This window comes from Bradyrhizobium septentrionale (assembly GCF_011516645.4).
Taxonomy (GTDB): Bacteria; Pseudomonadota; Alphaproteobacteria; order Rhizobiales; family Xanthobacteraceae; genus Bradyrhizobium; species Bradyrhizobium septentrionale.
Genome location: NZ_CP088285.1, coordinates 1,625,407 through 1,646,982, shown reverse-complemented (window position 1 = coordinate 1,646,982; position 21,576 = coordinate 1,625,407). Strand labels below are relative to the sequence as shown.

Sequence of the window (21,576 nt, the reverse complement as noted above, 5' to 3'; positions counted from 1 at the left end):
TCGCGGCAGCAGGCAGGGACCCGACGATGCTCTATCCGGAATCCGACGAGGTGAAGGCGCTCAAGCACCGCCTGGAATCGTTCATGGACCGCTGCGTCTATCCGAACGAAGAGCGCTTCTACCGGGAAGCCGAAGAGCTCGGGCCTTGGAAGGTTTATCCTGTGGTCGAGGAGCTCAAGCCGAAGGCGAGGGCCGAGGGGCTCTGGAACCTGTTCCTTCCGGAAAGCGAGCACGGCGCCGGACTGACCAACCTCGAATATGCGCCGCTGTGCGAGGTCATGGGCCGATCGCATTTGGCTCCCGAACTGTTCAACTGCTCGGCGCCGGACACCGGCAACATGGAGGTACTGGCGCGCTACGGCACCGCCGCACAACAGGAGCGTTGGCTGAAGCCGCTGCTCGCCGGCGAAATCCGCTCCTGCTTTGCGATGACCGAGCCCGCGGTGGCGTCCAGCGACGCCACCAACATTGATAGCCGGATCGTGCGCGACGGTGATCATTACGTCATCAATGGCCGCAAGTGGTACACCACCAACGCCACAGATCCGCGCTGCAAGATCTGCATCTTCATGGGCAAGACCGACCCGGACAGTCCGGACCGACACCGCCAGCAGTCGATGATCCTGGTGCCGATGGATACGCCGGGTGTAGAGGTGCTGCGGCCGCTCCCGGTGTTCGGCTTCTACGGCGTGCCCGATCGTGCCTCCGAGGTGGTGTTCCGGGATGTCCGGGTGCCCGCCAGCAACATGCTGCTGGGGGAAGGGCGCGGCTTCGAGATCGCCCAGGGCCGTCTCGGTCCCGGCCGTATCCACCACTGCATGCGGCTGATCGGGCTTGCCGAACGCACGCTCGAGAAAATGTGCCGGCGCACCGCAAGCCGTGTCGCTTTCGGCAAGCCGGTCTCCGAGCAGACCGTGACACAGGAGCGCATCGCGGAGGCCCGCATCATGATCGAGCAGGCGCGGCTGCTGACGTTGAATGCCGCGAACGCCATGGACACGGTTGGCAACAAGGTCGCCAAGAGCGAGATCGCCATGATCAAGGTCGCGGTGCCGAACATGGCCTGTCAGGTGATCGACTGGGCGATCCAGGCGCATGGTGGCGGCGGCACCAGCAACGATTTCGGACTCGCTGCGGCCTACGCCACCGCGCGGCTGCTCCGGCTTGCCGACGGGCCCGACGAAGTCCATCGCAACCAGATCGCGCGGCTTGAGCTGCGCAAATACACCAACTGAGCGCAGTTGAGCCGGGACGCGCCCGTTCTATCGCAGAAGGCGCGCCGCGAAATCGCAACGAATTGGGTGAAACGACCGTGAGCAACACGTGGCTCAAAGACCTGCCACGGCAAGACAAATCAACACCTTAGAAGACAATCACTGCGTTCCGGACGCAGGGTTCGCAGGACTATCCCGACCTCCGCCCATTTCCACAAACAATGTTCGTCTTTGCGTTTCGTTTCTCATATTGCCCACGGATCGGCCGACCGATCCGCTCGCTCAGGCCGCTGCCTCAAACAGCAATTTGAGTGGTTGCAGGTCTCCCCCCGCAGAGGGCTGGGCTCTCACGGCTCATCCAGCGAAAACGACCACCATCACCGATCCCCACGTCGTCAGCAGAATGTTCGAGATCGGATAGGCGGGCGTATAGCCGAGCACCACCACAGAGCTACCCGAGCGCTCCTGAATGGCAGCCATCGCCGCCGTGACCGTCTGCGCGCCAGTCAGTGCGCCGAGCAGGAGGATCGGGTTCATGCGCAAGATGAAATGGCCAAAGCAGAAGCCGACGATCTGGGGCAGCAGGGTTACGATCATGCCGCCGAGAAGCAGGCCGATGCCCGACTCCCGTATGGCGGAAAGGAAGATCGGTCCGGCATGAATCCCGGTAAGGCCGACAAAGGCCGCCAGTCCGAGCGACGTCATCAGGCTGATCGCGCCGTCGGGGATCCGGCCGAAAGTTGGCAGACGGGTGCGGAGATAGCCGACCAGAAGTCCGGCGAGCAAGGTGCCGACGCTGGTGCTCAGCGAGATCGTGACACCGCCAACCGAAAAGCTCAGGAGAACGCCAACAAGGCCGCCGAAAAAAATCGCGAGCCCCAGCACGACGAAATCGATGCTCGTGCTTGGCGCAACGATGACGCCGATGTTCTTCGCCGCATTCTGCACGACAGTTTCGGGACCAACGATACGAAGCAGATCGCCGCGCTGCAGGACGATACCGGCGGCGATGGGAAGTGCCTCTCCACCCCGGCTCAACGCGCGCAAATAGAGGCCGCGTGCCCAGCTCTGTTCCGACGCCTGCTGGAGACTGCTGCCCGCGAGCTTCGGGTTGATCAGGAACACGTCGGCCGAGATCAGAGGGATATCGAGCAGCTCCTGGTCTTCGACCTCCTCGCCGTGCGGTTCGACCAGCTCCACGATGATCTGGCGCGGAGCGGACAGCGCGACGACATCGCCCGCCGCGAGCATCATTCCAGGCTCCGCCTCGAGGATGCGCTCTCCGCGGCGAATGCGGTGGATGAACACGCGCTGCCCGGGCACGCGAGCTTCGGCGGCGGCAACGGTCAGTCCGGCGATCGCCGCGTCGTCATCCAGCCGGTAGGCGCGCAGCTCGAACTTGCGCCAGGCGGACACCAGGCCGGGCCTGGTGCGCGTGATGCCCAGGGTTTGCTCCAGCTTGAGCGCTTCCGTCTTCAGATCGATCTTCAGCAGCGCCGGAACAATGATCGTGCAGAATGTGATCACGCCGGCATAGCCGAAGATGTAGCAGACCGCATCGGCCACCGCGATGTGCGAGACGAACAATGCGCGTTGTGCTTCAGACACGGGCAGCGAATTGACTGCGTCGGTCGCCGTACCCATTGCAGCGCTCTGGCTGAGCGCACCAGACAGGAGTCCGGCCGCGAGGCCGGGGTCAAGTTTCAGCACGCGCCCCACAACGATTGCCGCCGCAAGACCGGTGAGGCTGACGACAATGGCCATCAGCATCGGCTTGAGCCCTTCACGCTTCATCGCCAGCACGAATTGCGGACCGACCGAATAGCCCACCCCGAACAGGAACAGCAGGAACAGGAACGATTTGGTCATGCTGGAGACGGGCACATGCGCGAAATCGCCGACCGCGAGGCCGGCGAAGAGCGAGCCCGTCACCGGGCCAAGGCTGAAAGCGCCGATCCTGAAGCTTCCGATCCAGTAGCCCGCCGCGATCACCAGGAACAGTGCGAGTTCCGGATAACGGACGAGAAACTGCTGCAGCCAGATCAACATCGTCGCTCGCCGCGGCTATGTCATCATCATCACCAGCACCATGCCCCAGATCGTCAGCAGCGTGTTTCCGACCGCGTAGGTGACGGTATAGCCAAGGCCGGGAATCTGGCTCTTCGCGCGATCATTGATCATGCCCAGCGAGGCGGTGGTCGTACGTGCGCCGGAGCAGCATCCGAGCAGGATCGCGTCGTGGAAACGGAACACGTACTTGCCGACGAACATCGCCAGGATCAGCGGCACCGTGGTCACGACGACGCCCCAGAGGAACAGGCTGAAGCCGAGCTTTTGCAATCCGGCGACAAATCCCGGTCCCGAGGAGATGCCGACCACCGCAATGAAGACGTTCAGGCCGACCGAGTTCATGAACCACACGGTGGGTGACGGGATCCGCCCGAACGTCGGGTGCACGGATCGGAGCCAGCCAAAAAACAGACCGGAGATCAGCGCGCCGCCGGAGGTGGACAAAGTGAGCGGCACGCTTCCGATCTTGTAGACGAAGGCGCCGACAAGGGCGCCGATCGCAATGGCTGCGCCGATGAATGCGACGTCGGCAATGTCGGTCGCGCGATCCGGCCGGCCCAGCATGGTCGTCGCGGCGGCGACATCGCGTGTGCGGCCCACCAGGGTGAGGATGTCGCCCCGGTTGATCTTCGTGTTCGGCAGAATCGGGATCTCGGTCGCGATCGCGCCCCGGCTGATCTTGCGCAGGAATACGCCGCGAGCGCCCGGCGCTTTCGCCAGTTGCTCCAGCGTCTTGCCATCGACGTCCTTGCTGGTCACGTAGACATCGACGCCCTCGATCGGCACCGCAAGCAGCTCGCGATCGTCAACTTCCTCCGCCTGCTCGCCGATCAGCTGCACGAGCACATCGCGGCGGCCGGCTACGGCGACGACATCGCCGGCGTGAATCACGGTGTCGGAGGTTGCCTCCACGATCTGTCCACCTTGCCGTAGCCGGAGGACGAAGATGCGCTGATCGGGAATCAGCGCTTCTGCCTGCTCGACCGTCTTGCCGACGACCGGCCCGCGCTCGCGAACGCGGTAGGCGCGCAAGTCGAACTGGTGCCAGGCCGTCCCCGGGCCGCCCAGCTGCTTCTTGCCGCCGTGCTCTTCCTCATATTTCTTGCATGCGGTCTCGAGATCGATGCCGAGCAGCGCAGGCCCGAGCAGGGCCAGCACGATCGCCGATCCAACCGTGCCGAAAATATAGGTCACGGCATAGGCGACCGGCATGGCATCCAGCAGCTTTTTGGCTTCGTCTGCGGGCAGGCCAAGGCGATTGACGGCGTCGGTTGCAAGCCCCATCGACGCGGAGATCGTCTGTGAGCCGGCATAGAGCCCGATAGCCGATCCGACGTCATAGCCGGCGATCTTCGCGCCGAAATACGCAGAGAGAAGACAGAACACACAGACCACGGCCGCGAAAATCGCCTGCGGAACGCCGTCCTGCGCGATGCCGCGCACGAATTGCGGTCCGACGCCATAACCGATGGCGAACAGGAACATCAGGAAGAAGAACGGCTTGAGCGGACCCGAAATGGTGATTCCGATCTGGCCGATGATGACCGCGGCGACCAGCGTCGCGGTGACGGCGCCGAGACCGAGGCCCTTATAGGTGAAGGATCCGAAATAGTAGCCCAGGGCCAACGAGAGGAAGATCGCGATTTCGGGATAGGTGCGGAGCGTCTGGAAGAACCAATCGATCATGATGTCACCCGTTCATGCTGTCCTGGGGCTTCGGCATGCGCTTGCTTCGATCTCGCGCAGCGGGCCGAAAAGGGCGAGCAACTGTACCGATCGACATCAGGCGGCAGCTGGTGAGAAGGATGTTGATCTATGTCAATCGCAACTGCGAGAGCGCTGCGATTTCATCGCCTTGCCGACACTACCGCGTGGTGCGCAGATTGCATCGTGACGCGGCTATCCGTCGCTGCGGTCGCGGCGCCTGCGCAAAGGATCGTTGACATAGATCAAGGTTCGTCACCGGCCGCCGATCATGCTTGGCGCTATCGTGCAGGCAAGGAGCCTGTCCGCCTCCATTCAACAGCTCGCATCCCCCGGGAGTGTCCAATGGCCGATCTTCTGACCTTAAAGAAATTTGAGGCGTTGAGCCCCTTCGAGATCAAGGACGAATTGATCAATCTCGCGAAGAGCGCTTCGAAGCAAAGTCAGATGGCCTTTTTGAACGCCGGGCGGGGCAACCCCAACTGGGTCGCCACCACGCCACGCGAGGGCTTCTTCCTGCTCGGACAATTCGCCATCACCGAGAGCAAGCGGGTGATTGAGCACCCGGCGGGCATCGGCGGCATGCCGCAGGCAAAGGGCATTGCCGGGCGGTTCGAGGCCTGGCTCGCCCAGCACAAGGACATGCCGGGCGCGAGCTTCCTGACCGAGATGCTGCCCTTTGCGGTCAAGAAGTTCGGCTTCGATCCCGACGCCTTCGTCCACGAACTGGTCGATTCGATCATCGGCGACAACTACCCGGTGCCGGACCGCATGTTGGTGCACAACGAAAAGATCGTGCACGAATATCTGATGTGGGCCGTCTGCGGCGAGCCCCGGCCGGCCGGAAAATTCGACATCTATGCGGTCGAGGGCGGCACGGCGGCGATGTGCTATCTCTTCAAGTCGTTGAAGGCCAATCGGCTGCTCGTGCCTGGTGATACGATTGCGCTGGCGACGCCAATTTTCACGCCCTACATCGAGATGACGCACCTGGAAGACTACGATCTGAAGGTCGTTCAGATCAGGGCTCCGCAGGAAAACAAATTCCAGTTCACCGACGAGGAAATCAAAAAGCTGGAAGATCCGAAGGTTAAGGCCTTCTTCGTCGTCAATCCGTCCAATCCTCCGGGGATGGCGTTGAGCAAGGAGACGATTGCCAAGTTGGCCAATTTGGTCAAGACCAAGCGCCCCGACCTGATGATCCTCACCGACGACGTCTACGGAACGTTCGTGCACAACTTCCGTTCGCTGCTCGGCGAGCTTCCGCACAACACCATCGGCGTGTACTCCTATTCGAAGTATTTCGGCTGCACGGGATGGCGGTTAGGGGCCATCGCCATCCACGAAGACAATATCTTCGACAAGATGATCGCCAAGCTACCGGACGCCGCCGTGAAAGCGCTCGACAAGCGCTACGGGCCGCTGACGCTGGAGCCGCGCAAGCTCAAGCTGATCGACCGCATCGTGGCCGACAGCCGCGACGTGGCGCTCAATCACACCGCGGGACTGTCGTTGCCGCAGCAGGTGATGATGAGCCTGTTCTCGCTCTCGGAGATGCTGGACGTGAAAAAGGCCTATCAGGCGGCCTGCATGGAAATCGTCAACAAACGCCTGTGGTCGCTGCTCGACGGGCTCGGGCTTGCTGACAAGCTAACCCCCAACCCGAATTACGATGCCTATTACGGCCTTATCGATTTCGAGTTCTGGGCTCGAAAGAACATCGGCGACGATGCCGTTGAACACCTGAAGAAGAATGTCCACCCGTTGGATCTCGCGTTCAGGCTGGCCGAAGCTCACGGAATCGTGCTGCTGAACGGAGGCGGCTTCGATGCACCGGAATGGTCGCTTCGGGTATCGCTCGCGAACCTCCCTGACGATGTCTACGACGATATCGGACGAGGTGTCCGGGCCATCGCCAGAGGCTATCGCGATGCCTACGAAGCCGCGACAGGGAACAAGGGAGGCGCAAAGCGCTGAGCTTTCCACACGGTTGGAACTTTGATCTCCGGCGCGCGAGCTGTCGCCGACAAGGCTGCCAGGTCATTCGCCATTCAGGGCGCCGCGCGGTCAACCGGGCTATTATAGTCCGATTGGGTGAGCCAGCTTGTCGCACGCAATTCCAATTGTCTGGCACAAGCTGCACTGGTCACTCGATTTCTCCGTGATCTACCATGACCATCATGGGGAAAGGCAGCGACATGTTTCGGCGAGCGTTTCATCGCTGGCTTGAAGCGATCGACGGCGACTTTGCCTTCAGGTTGACGGTCATGACGGCCGGGATGCTGTCGACTGTCGCGTTTGCCTTTGGATTGCTGTCGCTCTGAGCGAGCCTCTCATCTCGAGCTTCTCTTCTGAAAGCTCAGCGAACCGATGTCGGTGATGAGTTCGGCGCCTGCGACCGGAGACACCAGTCCGGGGCCATGAATGCGCGTCAAAATAGTTGCAAATTCGACCGGACGTCGAGGCCAACTGGCAGCAAGGTTCGGAATCGGGCTCCCGGCAACGATTGTCCTGTTCTGTTCTGCACAACAAACGGTCGCGCTGCCGCTAACGTCCTTCCGTTATGACGCCCAGGCCCAGCGGCATTGTCCTGGCGATACCGTGGTCTGGCTCGATTTCCGCCGCGGCCGCTATTATCTCAAAGGCCAGAGCCGTTATGGCAGGGGCCTTGACGGCAGTTTCGTGTGCAGGAACGAAGCGCGCGATAGCGGCTATCGACGTTCGTTGCTCGGCCTCCGGTGACGTGACTGAAGGCGAGCTAGGCGCCCAACGGCCGACCTACCAACCGTAATAGCGCGGCTGGGCGTAGTAGGCCGGCGAATAGCCGTAACCTCCGCCAGGCGGGCAATAGCCGTATCCGGCGCCGTAGCCGGAGCCATAACCATATCCGCCGCCGTAGTAGGGATACCCGCCATAGGCCGAGCTTGCGATGGCTCCGCCAACAATCGCGCCGGCAGCGGCAGCGCCCCATCCGCGATAACCCCAGCCGCCGTAGCCTCTTCTCCAACCGCGATAGCCCCAGCCACCGCGCCAGCCGCCGCCCCAGCCGCCCCAACGGACCTGAACGGCGCTGTTGTCGACCGCACCTTTCATGACAGCGATGTTGGTCGGTAGCGGGGCCGCCTGGCTCACGCCAACGCCAATCGTGCTCGCAAGCAGGGTCAAAGCCAGCAAGGTTTTGGCGTCCTTCATGACGTCCTCCACATCGGGGTGACACGCGCAGCCGTGATCGAAACGGCGGGCAAGTTCATGGCAAATTCCGGATCATGCGGAGACAAGCCTGCCAGCCGGCAGCAGCCGACGCTTGATCTGGATCAAGCGATGCGTGCCAAGGCGATGGCACCGCTTCCTGCGTGCCTATTGACGCTCAATCGAGAGCACGTTCTTGAAAACCCTTCGCCAGCTCGTGGCCGGAGACGAGTTCATCCAGTTCGCAATTCGCCTCGGATTGCTGGCGCTGCTGATCTACTGGTCGTTCGTCCTGGTCCGCCCGTTCGTGCCGATCCTGGCCTGGAGCATCGTGCTCGCGGTCGCGCTCTATCCGGTTTTCAACTGGCTCACAGGGATGCTCGGCGGCCATGCGGGCATCGCCGCCCTTGTCCTGACCTCGATCGCATTGGCCGTCGTCATCGGACCGGCGGCCTGGCTCGGGATCGGGGCGGTGGAGGGGATGAGGGAGCTCGCCGAACAACTGAGCGCCGGCAACGTCGTCGTGCCATCGCCGATGCCGGAGATCAAGGATTGGCCGCTGATCGGCGGCCCGCTCTACGAGCTCTGGGACCGGGCGTCGACCAATCTGCGCGCCGTGCTGCGCGAGGCCGTGCCGCATCTGAAGCCCCTGGCCGGCACCTTGTTTGCGTTCGCCGGCAATGCCGGGGTCGGGATGCTGAAGTTTCTGCTGGCGGTCGTCGTGGCAGGGTTTCTGTTTCCGCACGGGCGGCAGCTTGCCGCGGCATGCAGGGGCTTCCTGTCCCGCATCGTGCCGGAGCAGAGCGAGCACTTCCTCGACCTTGCAGGCGCAACAATCCGGGCAGTCTCACAAGGTGTGATCGGCGTCGCTGTCCTGCAATCACTGCTGGCCGGCATCGGCTTCAAGCTGGCAGGGATTCCGAGCGCGGGGCTGCTGGCGTTTGTGGTCATGCTGTTGACGATCGTGCAGATCGGGGCGGCGATCGTGCTGTTTCCCGTCATCATCTGGCTCTGGTTGGCCAAGGACTTCCCGACGGCGCTGGCCCTGACGTTGTTCTTCCTGGTCGTCGGCGTCCTCGACAATGTGCTGAAGCCGCTGGTCATGGGGCGAGGCCTGACCACGCCGGCGCTCGTCATCTTCGTCGGCGTGATCGGAGGCACGCTTGCCCACGGCATCGTGGGCCTGTTCATCGGCCCAATCATTCTCGCGGTCGCCTGGGAGTTGATCACAGCGTGGATTCGGGACGATCGCGCCCGGCTGGCGGGTGAGCGATGATATTGTTGCAGCTCATCGTTGGATCGGCGGTCAGCGCGATCAACATCGTGCTCCACTCATTATTCACCGTCTTGGTGATCGGACTGATGCGGAACGTGGCCCTGAGTGCCGCGGGTCGGTTTGGGTTGCAGCTCAGCGGCGTGATGGTGACGACCGCGCTGATCCTTATGGTGGCTCACACCTTGGAGATCATGGTGTGGTCACTGGCCTATCTTGTGATCGGTGCGGCGCCGGCCGGCAGCAATCTGCTCGATTTCGCCTTTGTGAACTACACCACGCTCGGATATGGCGACGTGATCCCGGTCAAGGAGTGGCGGCTGGTCGGACCGATGGCCGCCATGAACGGTATTCTGATGTTCGGCTGGTCGACTGCGGTCCTGTTCGAGGTGCTGCAAAAGACCATCGAACGCCAGGGGACGCTCACGAGATCCTCATAGCGTCCCGGTCAGTTGTCCAGCCTGGACAGCTGGTCGCGGTCAACCAGCATGATTTCGCGCTGGTTCGAGCCGAGGAAGTCAAGGGCTCCGTAGGCGTGCAGCTTGGATAGCGCACGCGATACGGTCTCGAGGGTCAGCCCGAGATAGTCGGCGATATCGCGCCGGCACATCGGCAGGGCGACGACGCCGACGCCGGTCAGCCGGCGATCCATTTCGAGCAGAAACGCGGCGACCCGCTCCAACGCGGTCTTGCGGCCGAGCAGCAGCATGTGGTCTTCGGCATGCTGCAGGTTGCTCGTGGTCATGATCAGCAGGTTGCGAGCCAGGGCGGAATCGGAATGCGCCACCCGTTCGAGGCTCATACGCTTGATCAGGCGCACGTCCGTGTCGACGACGGCTTCGGCTGTGAAGCGATGAGTTTCGGCGTTCTCAAGGCCGAAAATGTCCCCGACGAGGTGAAAAGCACCGATCTGACGCCGTCCGTCGGAGAGGAGCTTGTAGCTGCGGACGGCCCCGGAAACGACCTGGTAGACGTACTCCGCGGGCTCCGCCTCGCCGTAGATCTCGGCGCCCCTTCTGTAGTGGAATTCGCTGGTGATGAAGTTGGCGTGCGGGGCGGTCAGCCCACCGAGGACACTCGGTACATTGGCCGGTCTGACATTGACGCGAGCGAACATGGACCAACCCTCTTCACTATGACCTTGCGGCGTCCGTAGCGGTTCGAAAATGCTTGTCCGCGTGCAATGACTACGACACGGCCCGACCAGGCTCTATTGGTCTTGAGGCCATTGTCCCAAAGGACAGGGGCGCGGAATGCGGCAATTTGTTCGCAATTGGTACGCGAGTGTTGGATTACTTTTCAGCATTTACGACGATAACCGTGCTAGTTTTTCTTGAACCCGTTGGTCTTCGGCTCCGAGCGCTATGGGCAAGGCAATTCGGCTCTCTGGACTGATCATCCTGCTGGCTAGCTTGCTGTCGCCGGCTGGTCTCCGGGCGCAAGAGATGCGCCCGCATTCCATGCTGGTGCTGGACCAGTCCGATCGACGTGGTCCGTTCTACTATCAGGTCTTTGTTGGATTGCGGGATGCCGTGAGCGCGCACGGTCACGCTCCGACGACGATCTACACGGAAAGCCTCGATCTCAATCGCTTCGGCGGTGAGGCCTATCAGGAGGGCTTTCGGCGGTTTCTCGAGACGAAATATCGCGATCGACCGATCGGTGTCGTGGTTGCCGTTGGAGCGGCTGCGCTCGAGCTTGTGCTCCGCTGGCGCCCGCAACTCTGGCCCGACGCGCCAATCGTGTTTGCGCTGGTCGAAGAGAATGATTTCAAGCGATTGCGGCCGCCTGACTATGTCACCGGCGGCATCGTGGCCTTGAAGTTCAAGGATGCCGTCTCGGTCGCTCGCGCCGTGGTACCAGACCTCAAAACCATTGTGCTTGTTGGTGCGGAATGGGAACGGCAAGTTCTGTTTCGCAACTGGAAAGATCAGGCTGCGGCCGGCATTCCGGGCCTCGACATTATCGAGATCATCGGACGTCCGATGCCGGACATCATTGCGCAGGTCGCCGCGCTTCCCGACCGCAGCGCGATCATCTACACGGGCCTCTATAGCGACGGCAAGGGCAACTACTATCCGCCCTCGGACGCTCTTGCATTTGTCGCAGCGAAGGCAAATCGTCCCATCGTAATCGCGGCGGAGACATTCCTCGAGCCGGGCGGCATAGGCGGTTTCGCTCTTGTCCCGTCCTTGATCGGTGCCGACGCAGCACAAAGGGCGCTGCGAATCCTCGATGGCGAAGCGCCGGAAAACCTGCCGCCGTCGGTCGTCAATGCCGTGAAGCCGATCTTCAATTGGCGGCAGATGCAGCGCTGGAATGTCAGCGAAGCCAGCCTGCCGCAAGGCAGCGAAATCCGCTTCCAGGAGCCGACTTTCCTGGAAACATATCGCTGGCGGGCGGTTGCGCTCGCTGCGGCGTTGCTGGTGCAGACCATGCTGATCGCGTTCCTGCTGCACGAGCGGTACATGCGACGAAAGGCCGAGGTCGAGGCTCGCAATCGCCTGTCCCAGCTTGCTCACAGCAATCGGCAGGCGACCGCCGGCGAACTGTCGTCCTCGATCGCCCATGAGCTCAACCAGCCGCTTGGGTCGATCCTGACCAATGCCGAGACGGCGGAGTTGATCCTCGGTTCGCCGACGCCCGACCTTCAGGAGGTGCGGGAGATCATTTCCGACATCAAGCGTGATGATCTGCGTGCGAGCGAGGTGATACGCCGGATGCGCAGCCTGCTGAAGCGTGCGCCATTTGAGAAAAAGGAGATCGACCTCAACCAGACCATGCGGGAGGCATTCGATTTCCTCAAGCTGCAGGCCTCGACCCGCAACGTCGCGATCTACCTGCAGACGTCGCCGCAGACCCTGCTGGTGGAAGGTGATCCGGTTCAGTTGCAGCAGGTCATTCTCAACCTCGTGGTCAACAGCATGGACGCGATGGCCAGGATGCCCTACGGACGCACGATCATCGGCCGTACCGAAGTCAACGGAGGGGCGTCGGCCGTGATTTCGATCTGCGATTCCGGTCCGGGAATTCCCCAGGACAGGCTGAACGAGATTTTCGATCCGTTCTTCACCACAAAGGAGCAGGGAATGGGCATTGGCCTGTCAATCGCGCGGACGATCGTTCTGGCGCATAGCGGTCAGATCTGGGCCGAGAACCAGTCCGGGGGCGGAGCGGTTTTCCATCTTTCATTGCCGCTGGCGGCATAGCGCGTTTGGGTCTTACTTTGGCAGGAGGCAGTGCTAACTTAACGAACGCAGTATTTGCGTCGGTCGTGGAGGAGAGAGAGAGTAATGCACGCTTACGTGCATATTGTCGACGACGACGCCTCGTTTCGCACAGCACTTGAGCGCAGGCTCAAGCTCGCCGGCTACCGTGTGGCGACGTATGCATCGGCCCGGCAACTGCTCGATCAATTGCCAGGCGACGAAGAAGCCGGCTGTATCCTGCTGGACGTACGCATTCCCGGAATGAGTGGTCCGGAGCTGCAGATCCGTCTCAACGAGCTGGAGTCGACGCTTCCGATTGTATTCCTTACCGGACATGCCGACACGGCGACGACTGTGCAGGCGATCAAGGCCGGAGCCGAGGATTTCCTGACCAAGCCGATCGCATCTGAGCAGCTGATCGAGGCAATCAATCGCGCCGTTGCGCGGCACGAATTGGCCCGCAGCCAGCGGACCAGGCTCGACTCACTCCGCGCGCTGCTGGCGAAGTTGACCCCACGCGAGCGGCAGGTGTTCGATCTGATTGTACGCGGTCGGATCAACAAGCAGGTCGGCTATGAACTCGGCACGACGGAACGCACGATCAAGGCGCACCGTCACCAGGTCATGGAGAAGATGCAGGTGCAGTCACTTGCCGAGCTCGTCTCGATCGCGGAGCGGCTCGGCATGCGCGAGCTTGACAGCGAAGTTAAGGGTTAATCCGCCGCGGCAGCTGCGGCCTCCTGTCCCATGGTACAATATGAAAGCTGTGTGACGGCGCGTATCTCCGATATTGGCCGCGGCGATGTCGCGCGCCGGTGAGATTTCAATGTGTCCTTCGTCCAGGCACGGACGTTGGGCAGCCAGTCGAGGTTCTGCTTCAACGATAGGGTAGAGGCCCGCAGGATTTGCCGACCGCGAAACTAGTATTCGTCGTGGATGATAACCCCTCCATGCTCCGTGGTATCGGACGGCTGCTGCGGGAATATGGATTTGCATCCAGATTATTCGAGACCGGAAATGCCTTGCTGAGAGATGGCAGCTTCGACGGCGCGCTGTGTCTGATCCTGGACATCAATCTCAGCGATGGTTCAGGGATCGAACTGCGGCACCGCCTGGCGGATCGGGGCATCGACGTCCCGGTCATCTACATCACCGGAAATGACAACCCGGCGACACGGATGGCCGCAATGGCATCGGGCTGCGTGGCCTATCTGACCAAGCCGTTCACGGCAAAATCGCTGATGCAGCCGATCGAACAATTGTTGGCGGGCGCAGTCTAGCGATCGCCGGTCTCAATCATTCGTCAATGGCTTGATCGAGGGTCAGCGCGGGTGCTCCCTTGCGGACGGTCGCAAAGCGGTCGAGCGGCACCGACGTCGTCACCGTCAAAATGCTGGTGTCGACGACGTCGACCGAGAGCGCCTTTCCGCCATCCATTTCCTCGAGCAGCTTGGGGTCGGCAACATCGGCTGCGATGCACATGTTGGTCACGCACCAGGTATAGGGCAGGCGATGGACCTTCTGTTGGTCGACCGACAGCTTGACGCCGGCTTGCAGGTACATCCCGACCGGCAGGAATAGCTGGAGGCGGGCGGTCCCGTCCTCGCGCTCGATCAGATCGATGCGAACGGCCGTCTGGCCGGTCCCGAGGGTGCCGGTGATCGTCGTCCGGCATAATGTCTTGGCGCCGGCAGCGGTGAAACAGAGCTTTCGCCATTCGCCATACTTGACGTCCCGCGCCACGCGTGCCCCTCGCGTGGCTACCTCGGCGCCATCCTTGACCGCAGCGGGCGGCGAAGGCGTCTGTTGGCCGTGCGAAGCACCGATGCTGACCGCAAACAGCACCAACGTCGCCAAAGGACCATACAAGGGACCATATCGGACCATGGATACTCCTCCAGCGAGATTGCGCCTAGCGAACCTTGTCCAGAAATCGTTCGATCAATGGCGACCAGGTGGGAATGGAATCGGGCGAGCCGATCAGGAAATGTCCTTCGTCGCCGAACGGCGGCAGTAGATGGTACTCGGCCCTGCCGCCGGCGTGCGTGAAAGCCTCGTGCATCCGCTTCGACAGGGCCGGGCCGAAGAATGTGTCGTTCTCGATGTAGAGCCACAGCATGGGAACCCGCGACGTGTGGCCGAACACGCCGGTCGCTTCGACCAGTTTGTCGGGACCACAATTGTTGTTGGGCTTGCCATCGACACGGCCGCCGCGGCCCGCCGCGAAGGTGATGATGGCCTTGACCTGCGGTGGGTTGAGGCTCGACAGGGCGATTGCAGCCCAGCCGCCGGCCGACTGCCCGACGACGATGACGCCGTCCGGCAGGGTGCGCTTTTCGGCGGCCATGTAGTCAATGATCCAGAGATCGACCTGCGCGACGGCGAGACCCGGGTCGAGGAAATTGGGATTGGTGCATTTCCCGATCTTGGAGAAGAACGGGCCATAAAGTCCGCGCTCGGGAATATCGATGGCTGCCGCGCCATAGCCGGTACCGACGGGCGCCACCACGAGATAACCGCGCCGTGCAAACCACATTGCGGCGTCGCGAAATTCGACCAGCGGGAAGAAGCTGCGATCCCTGGCGTTCAGCGACACGCCGTGGTTCATGATGACCAGCGGGAAGGGGCCGTCGCCGAGCGGTCGAACCAGATAGGCGAACATGGGTAGCGGCAGCGGCAAGGCCCAGATCTCTTCCTGGATGCGCTGGGATGCGCTGTTGTCGTCGGCGCGTGCCGGGGTGGCCAGACCAAGCAGGAGAAGCGTTACAGTTGCGAGGGCTCGCAAGCCGTGCTGACGCATGTCATGCCCTCCGGCAATCCGCGGATAAATGTGCAGGTTACGGCAATCCTAGTGCTGATCTGCGAGGGCGACGCTTGATCTGAATCAACGTGGATCGGTCCGCCCCGGCGCAACCACATGCGTCCAATGCGGCTTGATACGGCGGGCTTGATGTCAATCCAGAGCGAGACGAGTTGGGTCCGACGGTTTCCGCCGGCGAGCTGGCTTGCCGACTATCGCGCATCCTGGCTTGGCGCGGACGCCATCGCCGGGGTCACGCTGGCGGCCTACGCGATCCCGGTGTCGCTGGCCTATGCCGGGCTCGCCGGCCTGCCGCCGCAGGTCGGCGTCTACGGTTACCTGCTCGGCGGCGTGGGTTACGCCTTGCTCGGCTCGTCGCGGCAACTCGCGGTGGGACCGACCTCGGCGATCTCGCTGATGATCGCCAGCGCCGTCGGCGTGCTGGCCGGCGGCGACGCCACACGTTACGGGCAGATCGTCAGCCTCGTTGCCTTCAGCGTGGCACTGCTCTGCCTGATTGCGTGGCTGTTCAGGCTCAGCCTGCTGGTGCGGTTGATCAGCGACAGCATTCTGGTGGGCTTCAAGGCCGGGGCAGGGCTCACCATCATCATGAGCCAGCTGCCAAGCCTGTTCGGCGTGGCAGGCGGCGGCCACAATTTTTTCGACCGTGCGATCAAGCTTGCTGGCCAGTTGGGCGATACCAGGCCGCTGGTGCTCGGCATTGGCGTGGCTGCGACCGTGCTGCTCCTGCTCGGCGAGCGCAGGCTGCCCGGAAAGCCTGTTGGCCTCGCCGTGGTCGCGCTGTCGATCCTCACGGTCTCCGTCCTTGGGCTTGCGGAAATGGGATTGCCGGTGACCGGAAAGATCCCGACCGGATTGCCGACCCTTTCGCTACCGACATTCGGCCTGCTCGAATTTGACGATCTCTTTCCGATCGCCGCCGGGTGTCTCGTGCTGGCTTACGTGGAAGGCGTGTCGGCAGCGCGAAGCTTCGCGGCAAAGCACGGCTATGCACTGGATGTCCGGCAGGAGTTTCTCGGGCTCGGCGCGGCCAATCTTGCCGCAGCCTTCGGGCATGGCTATCCCGTCGCCGGCGGGCTGTCGCAGTCGGCCGTGAATGACGCGGCCGGTGCGCGTACGCCGCTCGCGCTTGTGTTCTGCTCTGCGACCCTCGCACTCTGCCTGCTGTTTTTCACGGGTCTCTTGACCAATCTGCCGAAGACCGTGCTTGCCGCGATCGTTTTTTCGGCTGTCTACAAATTGGTCGATATTCCGGCGCTTGCCCGAATGTGGCGGATCAGCCGGATCGATTTCTACGCGGCCGTCATCGCGCTGGTCTCCGTGCTGTTCCTCGGGATCCTGCAGGGCGTATTGCTGGCGGCCGCCGCCTCGATCTTCCTGCTGCTGTTGCGTGCGTCCCAGCCCAATGTCGCATTTCTTGGCCGTCTTCCTGGCAGCGGCCGCTATTCCGACCGGGCGCGCCATGACGACGTGGAACCGTTGACCGGGATCATCGCCTTCCGCCCGGAAACCTCGCTGCTTTATGTCAATGCCGAGACGATTTTCGAAACTGTGCTGGCCGCACTGCAGACGTCCCCCGACGTCAAGCTGGTGGCCTGCGACCTGTCGGCCTCGCCGTTCATCGACCTGGCGGGGTCGCGCATGCTGCACGATCTGCACCAGGAACTCGCCTCGCGCGGCATCACGTTCTGCATCGTCGGCGCGCACGCGCAGTTGCGCGATCTGCTTCAGGCGGATGGTCTTGCCGACAAGACCGACAGCGGCGACTGGATGCGTACGCTCGACAGCGTATTGAGCAGCAGGAAGCCACAGGCAAACGACTGACGTGCGCTGTCCCGCGGACCGTTCCCTAACATTCGAGCCTTGTTGCATCGCAAGACGTTGCGATCGCTCGGTGGCGACAAGGTTTGTCTCAACCGCTGCGGATTGACTTGGATCAAAGGGAGCGGTGTGCGCGGTTCGTACGCTTGGACGGGGAACACCGTCAAGATCGGAACACCGCCAAGATCGGGAGACATTCATGGCCAACGACGCGAAGCAGGCCCAGCAGCGTATCGACCAGTTCTTCTCGGGACCCGGCGGACGCGCCGACAATTGGCGCGATCTGGTCGAGGCGGCAAAGGCGTGGAGCCGGGGCGGTGACCGGGCGGCGTACGACAAGGCGCTGTCGACGCTTGCGGTCACCGAGGAGTTTCACGGCTACCCGGGCCTTCGTTTGATGGCGGCGCTGAAGGAAGCCGCGGCGGCGGGCGATGCCGCCACCTCGCATATGCTTTCGACGCGGATCGTGCAGGCACTTCAGACAAAATCCTTCCGCCAGCATGCCAGTGACTGGAGCGCGCAGGACGAGGGCAATGGCGACGTTCCCGATCTGCTCCCGCCAACGCTCGGACAATCGGCGGCGCGCCGTCCCTACTTCGAGACCCTGATCGTGACCGGGGTGCCAGCCAGCAATTGGCCGGGACTCCTGGCGGAATGGCGCAGGCTGCGGCGTCCGGTCGACGCCTTCGTCTATGAGCCCGTGTTGGTGGGCAGTCTTGAGGACGCCTTCTGTGCGGCAATGCTGAACCCCAACATTGCGGCGGTGGTGATCAATGAAGGCTTTGGGTTGCGCTCGCGCCACGATGCGCCCGTGCTTCGTGCCATGACTGGCGCCATGGGGCTCAACGAAGAGTCCGATGCGTCCGCGCTACGGCTGGCCCATATCCTGAAGCGGATTCGTCCCGAGCTTGATCTCTACCTGATGTCCAATCGCGACGTCGAGGAGTTGGCCGGCAATCCGGAGGCCGACGTGGTGCGCCGAGTGTTCTACTCGATCGAGGATATCCTCGAATTGCACCTTTCAATTCTGGAAGGCGTGCAGGATCGCTTCGACACGCCGTTCTTCGACAATCTGAAGAAATACGCGCAGCGGCCGATCGGGACCTTCCACGCGCTGCCGATCGCGCGCGGCAAGTCCGTGTTCAAGTCGGACTGGATCCGCGACATGGGCGAATTCTACGGGCTGAACCTGTTCCTTGCCGAGAGCAGCGCCACCACCGGCGGCCTCGACAGCATGCTGGAACCGACCGGCAACATCAAGAAGGCGCAGGAGAAGGCCGCGCGCGCACTCGGTGCCGACCGCGTCTACTTCGTGACCAACGGCACCTCGACCTCCAACAAGATGGCGGTGCAGGCGCTGCTGGGTCCCGGCGACATCGCGATCGTCGATCGCAACTGCCACAAGTCGCACCATTACGGCATGGTGCTGGCGGGTGCGCAGCCGCTCTACGTCGAGGCATTCCCGATGACGGAATACTCGATGTACGGCGCGGTGCCGCTGAAGACGATCAAGCAGGCGCTTCTGAACGCGAAGGCCGATGGCCGGCTCGACCGGGTCAAGATGATCGACCTGACCAATTGTACCTTCGATGGTCACATCTACAACACGCGGCGGGTGATGGAGGAATGCCTCGCGATCAAGCCTGACCTGATCTTCCTTTGGGACGAGGCCTGGTTCGGCTTCGCGCGGTTCTCGCCGTTCCTGAGGCGACGAACCGCGATGGGCGCGGCGAACGAGATCGAAGCCTGGATGCGCGATCCCAAATCGGTTGCGGCCTACGAGAAGCAGCAGGCCGAACTCGGCAAGAAGCCGTCGGACGAGGTGCTGCTCAAGACCCGGCTCATCCCCGATCCGCGACAGATCCGGTTGCGGGTCTACCAGACCAACTCGACGCACAAGTCGATGTCGGCAATCCGGCAGGGCTCGATGCTGTCTGTCAAGGACATCGAATTTCACACGGTCGAAGCGCAGTTCAAGGAGGCCGTATTCACGCACGCTTCAACCAGTCCGAACCAGCAGCTGATCGCAAGCCTCGACGTCTCGCGCCGCCAGATGGAGCTCGAGGGCTATGGACTGGTGGCCAATGCAATGGAGATTGCGTTCGCCATCCGCAATGCGGTCAACACCAATCCGCTGATTTCCCGGTATTTCCGCGTCCTGGGTGCCGATGCGATGGTCCCCAAGGAATATCGCCAGAGCGGCTTCACCGACTATCTGGCGGCCGGCACCAACTGGGCGAGCGCCCTAAAGAGCCTGAACGACGACGAGTTCTGCCTCGATCCGACCCGCATGACGCTGGTCTGCGGCACGGCCGGGTACGACGGAACGCAGTTCAAGGGTCTGCTCGCCAACCGCTACAACATCCAGGTCAACAAGACGTCGCGCAACTCGGTCCTGATCCAGTCCAACATCAACAATACGCGGAGCGACGTCGCGCATCTCGTCCGGGTGTTGGCCGAAATCTCCGGTGAAATCGATCAGGCCCTGGCCAAAGGCGGAGCGAACGCCAAGGTCGCCTTCGACGTGCGGGTCAACAGCCTGATGAAGGACGTGCCCGACCTGCCGAACTTCTCGCATTTCCATGAGACCTATCGCGGCGATGCCGGCACCAAGACGAACGAAGGCGACATCCGCAGCGGATTCTATTCAGCCTATGATGCCGCTGGATGCGAATATCTTCGCCTGAACGATCCCGAGATCGACAGGCGCCTGAAGAACGGGCCCGCTCTCGTCTCCGCGAACTTCGTGATCCCGTATCCGCCGGGCTTCCCGATCATGGTCCCTGGCCAGGTCATCACGCAGGAGACGATCGACTTCATGCGCAAGCTCGATGTGAAGGAGATCCATGGCTACGACGCGGCCGAGGGCCTGAAGCTCGTGACGACCGAGGCTCTCGCCAGGATGGGCAAGCCGAAGGCGTCAGCGCCGAAGCTCAAGGCAGCATCATAGATCCGTTAGCGCAACCGATCCCTGGAGGGACATCATGAGGAAAGTGGATTTGCTTGGAGTCGTTGCCGCGCTGGCAATCGGATTGGCTGGCTTCGGCACGCCGTCGCTGGCCGAGACCGGCGCGGTCGCCGTCATCTTCACCAAGGGTGGCTTCATCGTTGGTGTCGGAGGCGGCGAGGGCGTATTGACCCTGCGGGGCAAGCATTATCCGTTCACCGTGTCGGGCATGAGCGTTGGCTTCACGATCGGCGCCTCGACCACCAAGTTTGTCGGGCGCGCGATCAACCTGAGGGGGCCCGGCTCAATCGAAGGTTCCTACAGCGCCGCAGGCGCTGGAGGTGCGATCGCGGCGGGCGCCGGAGGCGTGCAGCTGCAGAACGCCAATGGCGTGATCCTGCAGCTCAGCGGTCCGAAGGTCGGCGCCGAAGTCTCGGCTGCCGTGGGCGGCGTCACGATCCGCCTGAAATAGACCGGAAGGGCCCAGGCCGCGCATCCGGCGCGGCCTGGCTTTTCAGTAGCGTTCCTCGACGAAGTTCATTCCCCGCAGACCGACCTGATCGTTGTAGCGCCCTTTGTCGGAGCGCCTGGGCAATTTCACCTTGTCGCGCTTCACCCGTCCGTAGGGGATCGTCTTCAGGAGGTGCGAAATGCAATTCAATCGCGCCCGGCGCTTGTCGTCGGAGCGGATGACGTGCCAGGGCGCGTGCTTCGAGCTCGTCGCCTTGAACATCAGGTCGCGTGCCCGGGAGTAGTCGTACCAGCGCCGGTACGACGCCGTGTCCATCGGGCTCAGTTTCCACTGTCGCAGCGGATCGTCGATCCGGGCCCGGAAGCGGCGTTCCTGCTCGTCCATCCCGACCTCGAGCCACAACTTGATCAGGATGATGCCGCCCTCGATAATGTATTGCTCCATCTGCGGACAGAGTGAGAGGAACCGCGTGTGTTCCGCCGGCGTGCAGAATCCCATCACATATTCGACGCCTGCGCGATTGTACCAGCTGCGATCGAAGATGACGATTTCGCCGCCGGCCGGAAATTGCTGCATGTAGCGTTGGATGAAGAGCTGGGACTTCTCTCGATCGGATGGCGCGGGCAGGGCGACCACCCGAAACACCCGCGGGCTGACCTTCTCGGTCAGGGCCTTGATGGTTCCGCCCTTGCCGGCTGCATCGCGCCCCTCGAACAGGATGATGACCCTGAGCTTGTTCGCTACCACCCAGTCCTGGAGATGGCAGAGCTGAATCTGCAGCTTGTGCAGCTCTTCTTCATACTGCTTGCGCTTCATCTTTCCGGTGGAATTGTCCTTCGCCATGGATCCCCGTCCA

The 21,576-nt window shown here is 62.3% G+C and carries 19 protein-coding genes; 12 read left to right on the top strand and 7 right to left on the bottom strand.

Going from position 1 to position 21,576, the window contains the following annotated elements:
• The first annotated feature begins 26 nt into the window (after nucleotides 1-26).
• Nucleotides 27-1,235, top strand: a complete 1,209-nt coding sequence (locus HAP48_RS09750; protein ID WP_166213950.1) for an acyl-CoA dehydrogenase family protein — start codon at nucleotides 27-29, stop codon at nucleotides 1,233-1,235.
• Nucleotides 1,236-1,568: 333 nt separating this feature from the next.
• Here the strand turns inward: HAP48_RS09750 and aspT (HAP48_RS09745) are convergent, their stop codons facing one another.
• Complete coding sequence (gene aspT / locus HAP48_RS09745) at nucleotides 1,569-3,263, bottom strand: aspartate-alanine antiporter (RefSeq protein ID WP_166213951.1); 1,695 nt, start codon at nucleotides 3,261-3,263, stop codon at nucleotides 1,569-1,571.
• 15 nt (nucleotides 3,264-3,278) lie between these two features.
• Nucleotides 3,279-4,970 carry an aspartate-alanine antiporter gene (gene aspT / locus HAP48_RS09740; protein WP_166213952.1) on the bottom strand — a complete coding sequence of 564 codons (1,692 nt, stop codon included), beginning with the start codon at nucleotides 4,968-4,970 and terminating at the stop codon, nucleotides 3,279-3,281.
• A gap of 363 nt (nucleotides 4,971-5,333) precedes the next feature.
• On the opposite strand from aspT (HAP48_RS09740), the gene aspD reads away from it, so the two are divergent.
• The 3 genes from aspD to HAP48_RS09725 all read left to right on the top strand — a co-directional run bounded on the left by aspD (nucleotide 5,334) and on the right by HAP48_RS09725 (nucleotide 7,730).
• Nucleotides 5,334-6,965: an aspartate 4-decarboxylase gene (aspD, locus tag HAP48_RS09735; RefSeq protein WP_166213953.1), complete on the top strand. Its 1,632-nt coding sequence runs from the start codon at nucleotides 5,334-5,336 to the stop codon at nucleotides 6,963-6,965.
• A gap of 194 nt (nucleotides 6,966-7,159) precedes the next feature.
• Nucleotides 7,160-7,312, top strand: a complete 153-nt coding sequence (locus HAP48_RS09730; RefSeq protein WP_166213954.1) for a hypothetical protein — start codon at nucleotides 7,160-7,162, stop codon at nucleotides 7,310-7,312.
• Between the two features lie 100 nt (nucleotides 7,313-7,412).
• Nucleotides 7,413-7,730 (top strand): hypothetical protein, encoded by a 318-nt coding sequence (locus HAP48_RS09725; protein ID WP_176540593.1) that lies wholly within the window; start codon nucleotides 7,413-7,415, stop codon nucleotides 7,728-7,730.
• 36 nt (nucleotides 7,731-7,766) lie between these two features.
• On the opposite strand, the gene HAP48_RS09720 is transcribed toward HAP48_RS09725, so the two are convergent.
• Nucleotides 7,767-8,180 carry a hypothetical protein gene (locus HAP48_RS09720; RefSeq protein ID WP_166213955.1) on the bottom strand — a complete coding sequence of 138 codons (414 nt, stop codon included), beginning with the start codon at nucleotides 8,178-8,180 and terminating at the stop codon, nucleotides 7,767-7,769.
• A 193-nt stretch (nucleotides 8,181-8,373) separates the two neighbouring features.
• Between HAP48_RS09720 and HAP48_RS09715 the strand changes: the two genes are divergently transcribed.
• Nucleotides 8,374-9,453: an AI-2E family transporter gene (locus HAP48_RS09715; protein ID WP_166213956.1), complete on the top strand. Its 1,080-nt coding sequence runs from the start codon at nucleotides 8,374-8,376 to the stop codon at nucleotides 9,451-9,453.
• Complete coding sequence (locus HAP48_RS09710) at nucleotides 9,450-9,890, top strand: ion channel (RefSeq protein WP_210292818.1); 441 nt, start codon at nucleotides 9,450-9,452, stop codon at nucleotides 9,888-9,890. The genes HAP48_RS09715 and HAP48_RS09710 overlap by 4 nt, the downstream gene beginning before the upstream one ends.
• 8 nt (nucleotides 9,891-9,898) lie before the next feature.
• Here HAP48_RS09710 and HAP48_RS09705 read toward each other — a convergent pair whose 3' ends face one another.
• Complete coding sequence (locus HAP48_RS09705) at nucleotides 9,899-10,567, bottom strand: helix-turn-helix domain-containing protein (RefSeq protein ID WP_166213957.1); 669 nt, start codon at nucleotides 10,565-10,567, stop codon at nucleotides 9,899-9,901.
• A gap of 328 nt (nucleotides 10,568-10,895) precedes the next feature.
• Here HAP48_RS09705 and HAP48_RS09700 point away from each other — a divergent pair, with 328 nt between their 5' ends.
• The 3 genes from HAP48_RS09700 (at nucleotide 10,896) to HAP48_RS09690 (ending at nucleotide 13,939) form a co-directional block, all read left to right on the top strand.
• Complete coding sequence (locus HAP48_RS09700) at nucleotides 10,896-12,659, top strand: sensor histidine kinase (protein ID WP_224496989.1); 1,764 nt, start codon at nucleotides 10,896-10,898, stop codon at nucleotides 12,657-12,659.
• Between the two features lie 84 nt (nucleotides 12,660-12,743).
• Nucleotides 12,744-13,376, top strand: coding sequence for a response regulator transcription factor (locus HAP48_RS09695; protein ID WP_166213958.1), 633 nt, complete (start codon nucleotides 12,744-12,746; stop codon nucleotides 13,374-13,376).
• Between the two features lie 215 nt (nucleotides 13,377-13,591).
• Entirely contained in the window at nucleotides 13,592-13,939 is a 348-nt protein-coding gene (locus HAP48_RS09690) for a response regulator transcription factor (protein ID WP_338028987.1), read from the top strand.
• A gap of 16 nt (nucleotides 13,940-13,955) precedes the next feature.
• Here HAP48_RS09690 and HAP48_RS09685 read toward each other — a convergent pair whose 3' ends face one another.
• Both HAP48_RS09685 and HAP48_RS09680 read right to left on the bottom strand, forming a co-directional pair.
• Nucleotides 13,956-14,546, bottom strand: a complete 591-nt coding sequence (locus tag HAP48_RS09685) for an invasion associated locus B family protein (RefSeq protein WP_166213960.1) — start codon at nucleotides 14,544-14,546, stop codon at nucleotides 13,956-13,958.
• Between the two features lie 25 nt (nucleotides 14,547-14,571).
• On the bottom strand, nucleotides 14,572-15,459 hold the full coding sequence (locus HAP48_RS09680) for an alpha/beta hydrolase family protein (RefSeq protein WP_166213961.1): 888 nt from the start codon (nucleotides 15,457-15,459) through the stop codon (nucleotides 14,572-14,574).
• 150 nt (nucleotides 15,460-15,609) lie between these two features.
• On the opposite strand from HAP48_RS09680, the gene HAP48_RS09675 reads away from it, so the two are divergent.
• The 3 genes from HAP48_RS09675 (at nucleotide 15,610) to HAP48_RS09665 (ending at nucleotide 20,720) form a co-directional block, all read left to right on the top strand.
• Complete coding sequence (locus tag HAP48_RS09675) at nucleotides 15,610-17,304, top strand: SulP family inorganic anion transporter (protein ID WP_166213962.1); 1,695 nt, start codon at nucleotides 15,610-15,612, stop codon at nucleotides 17,302-17,304.
• 196 nt (nucleotides 17,305-17,500) lie between these two features.
• A complete protein-coding gene (locus tag HAP48_RS09670) occupies nucleotides 17,501-20,251 on the top strand; it encodes a decarboxylase (RefSeq protein WP_166213963.1) in 2,751 nt (916 codons plus the stop codon).
• A gap of 34 nt (nucleotides 20,252-20,285) precedes the next feature.
• Nucleotides 20,286-20,720, top strand: a complete 435-nt coding sequence (locus HAP48_RS09665; protein ID WP_166213964.1) for a hypothetical protein — start codon at nucleotides 20,286-20,288, stop codon at nucleotides 20,718-20,720.
• Nucleotides 20,721-20,762: 42 nt separating this feature from the next.
• On the opposite strand, the gene ppk2 is transcribed toward HAP48_RS09665, so the two are convergent.
• The gene (ppk2, locus tag HAP48_RS09660; RefSeq protein ID WP_166213965.1) at nucleotides 20,763-21,563 is read right to left on the bottom strand and encodes a polyphosphate kinase 2; all 801 of its coding nucleotides are present in this window, start codon (nucleotides 21,561-21,563) and stop codon (nucleotides 20,763-20,765) included.
• Nucleotides 21,564-21,576 lie beyond the last annotated feature (13 nt).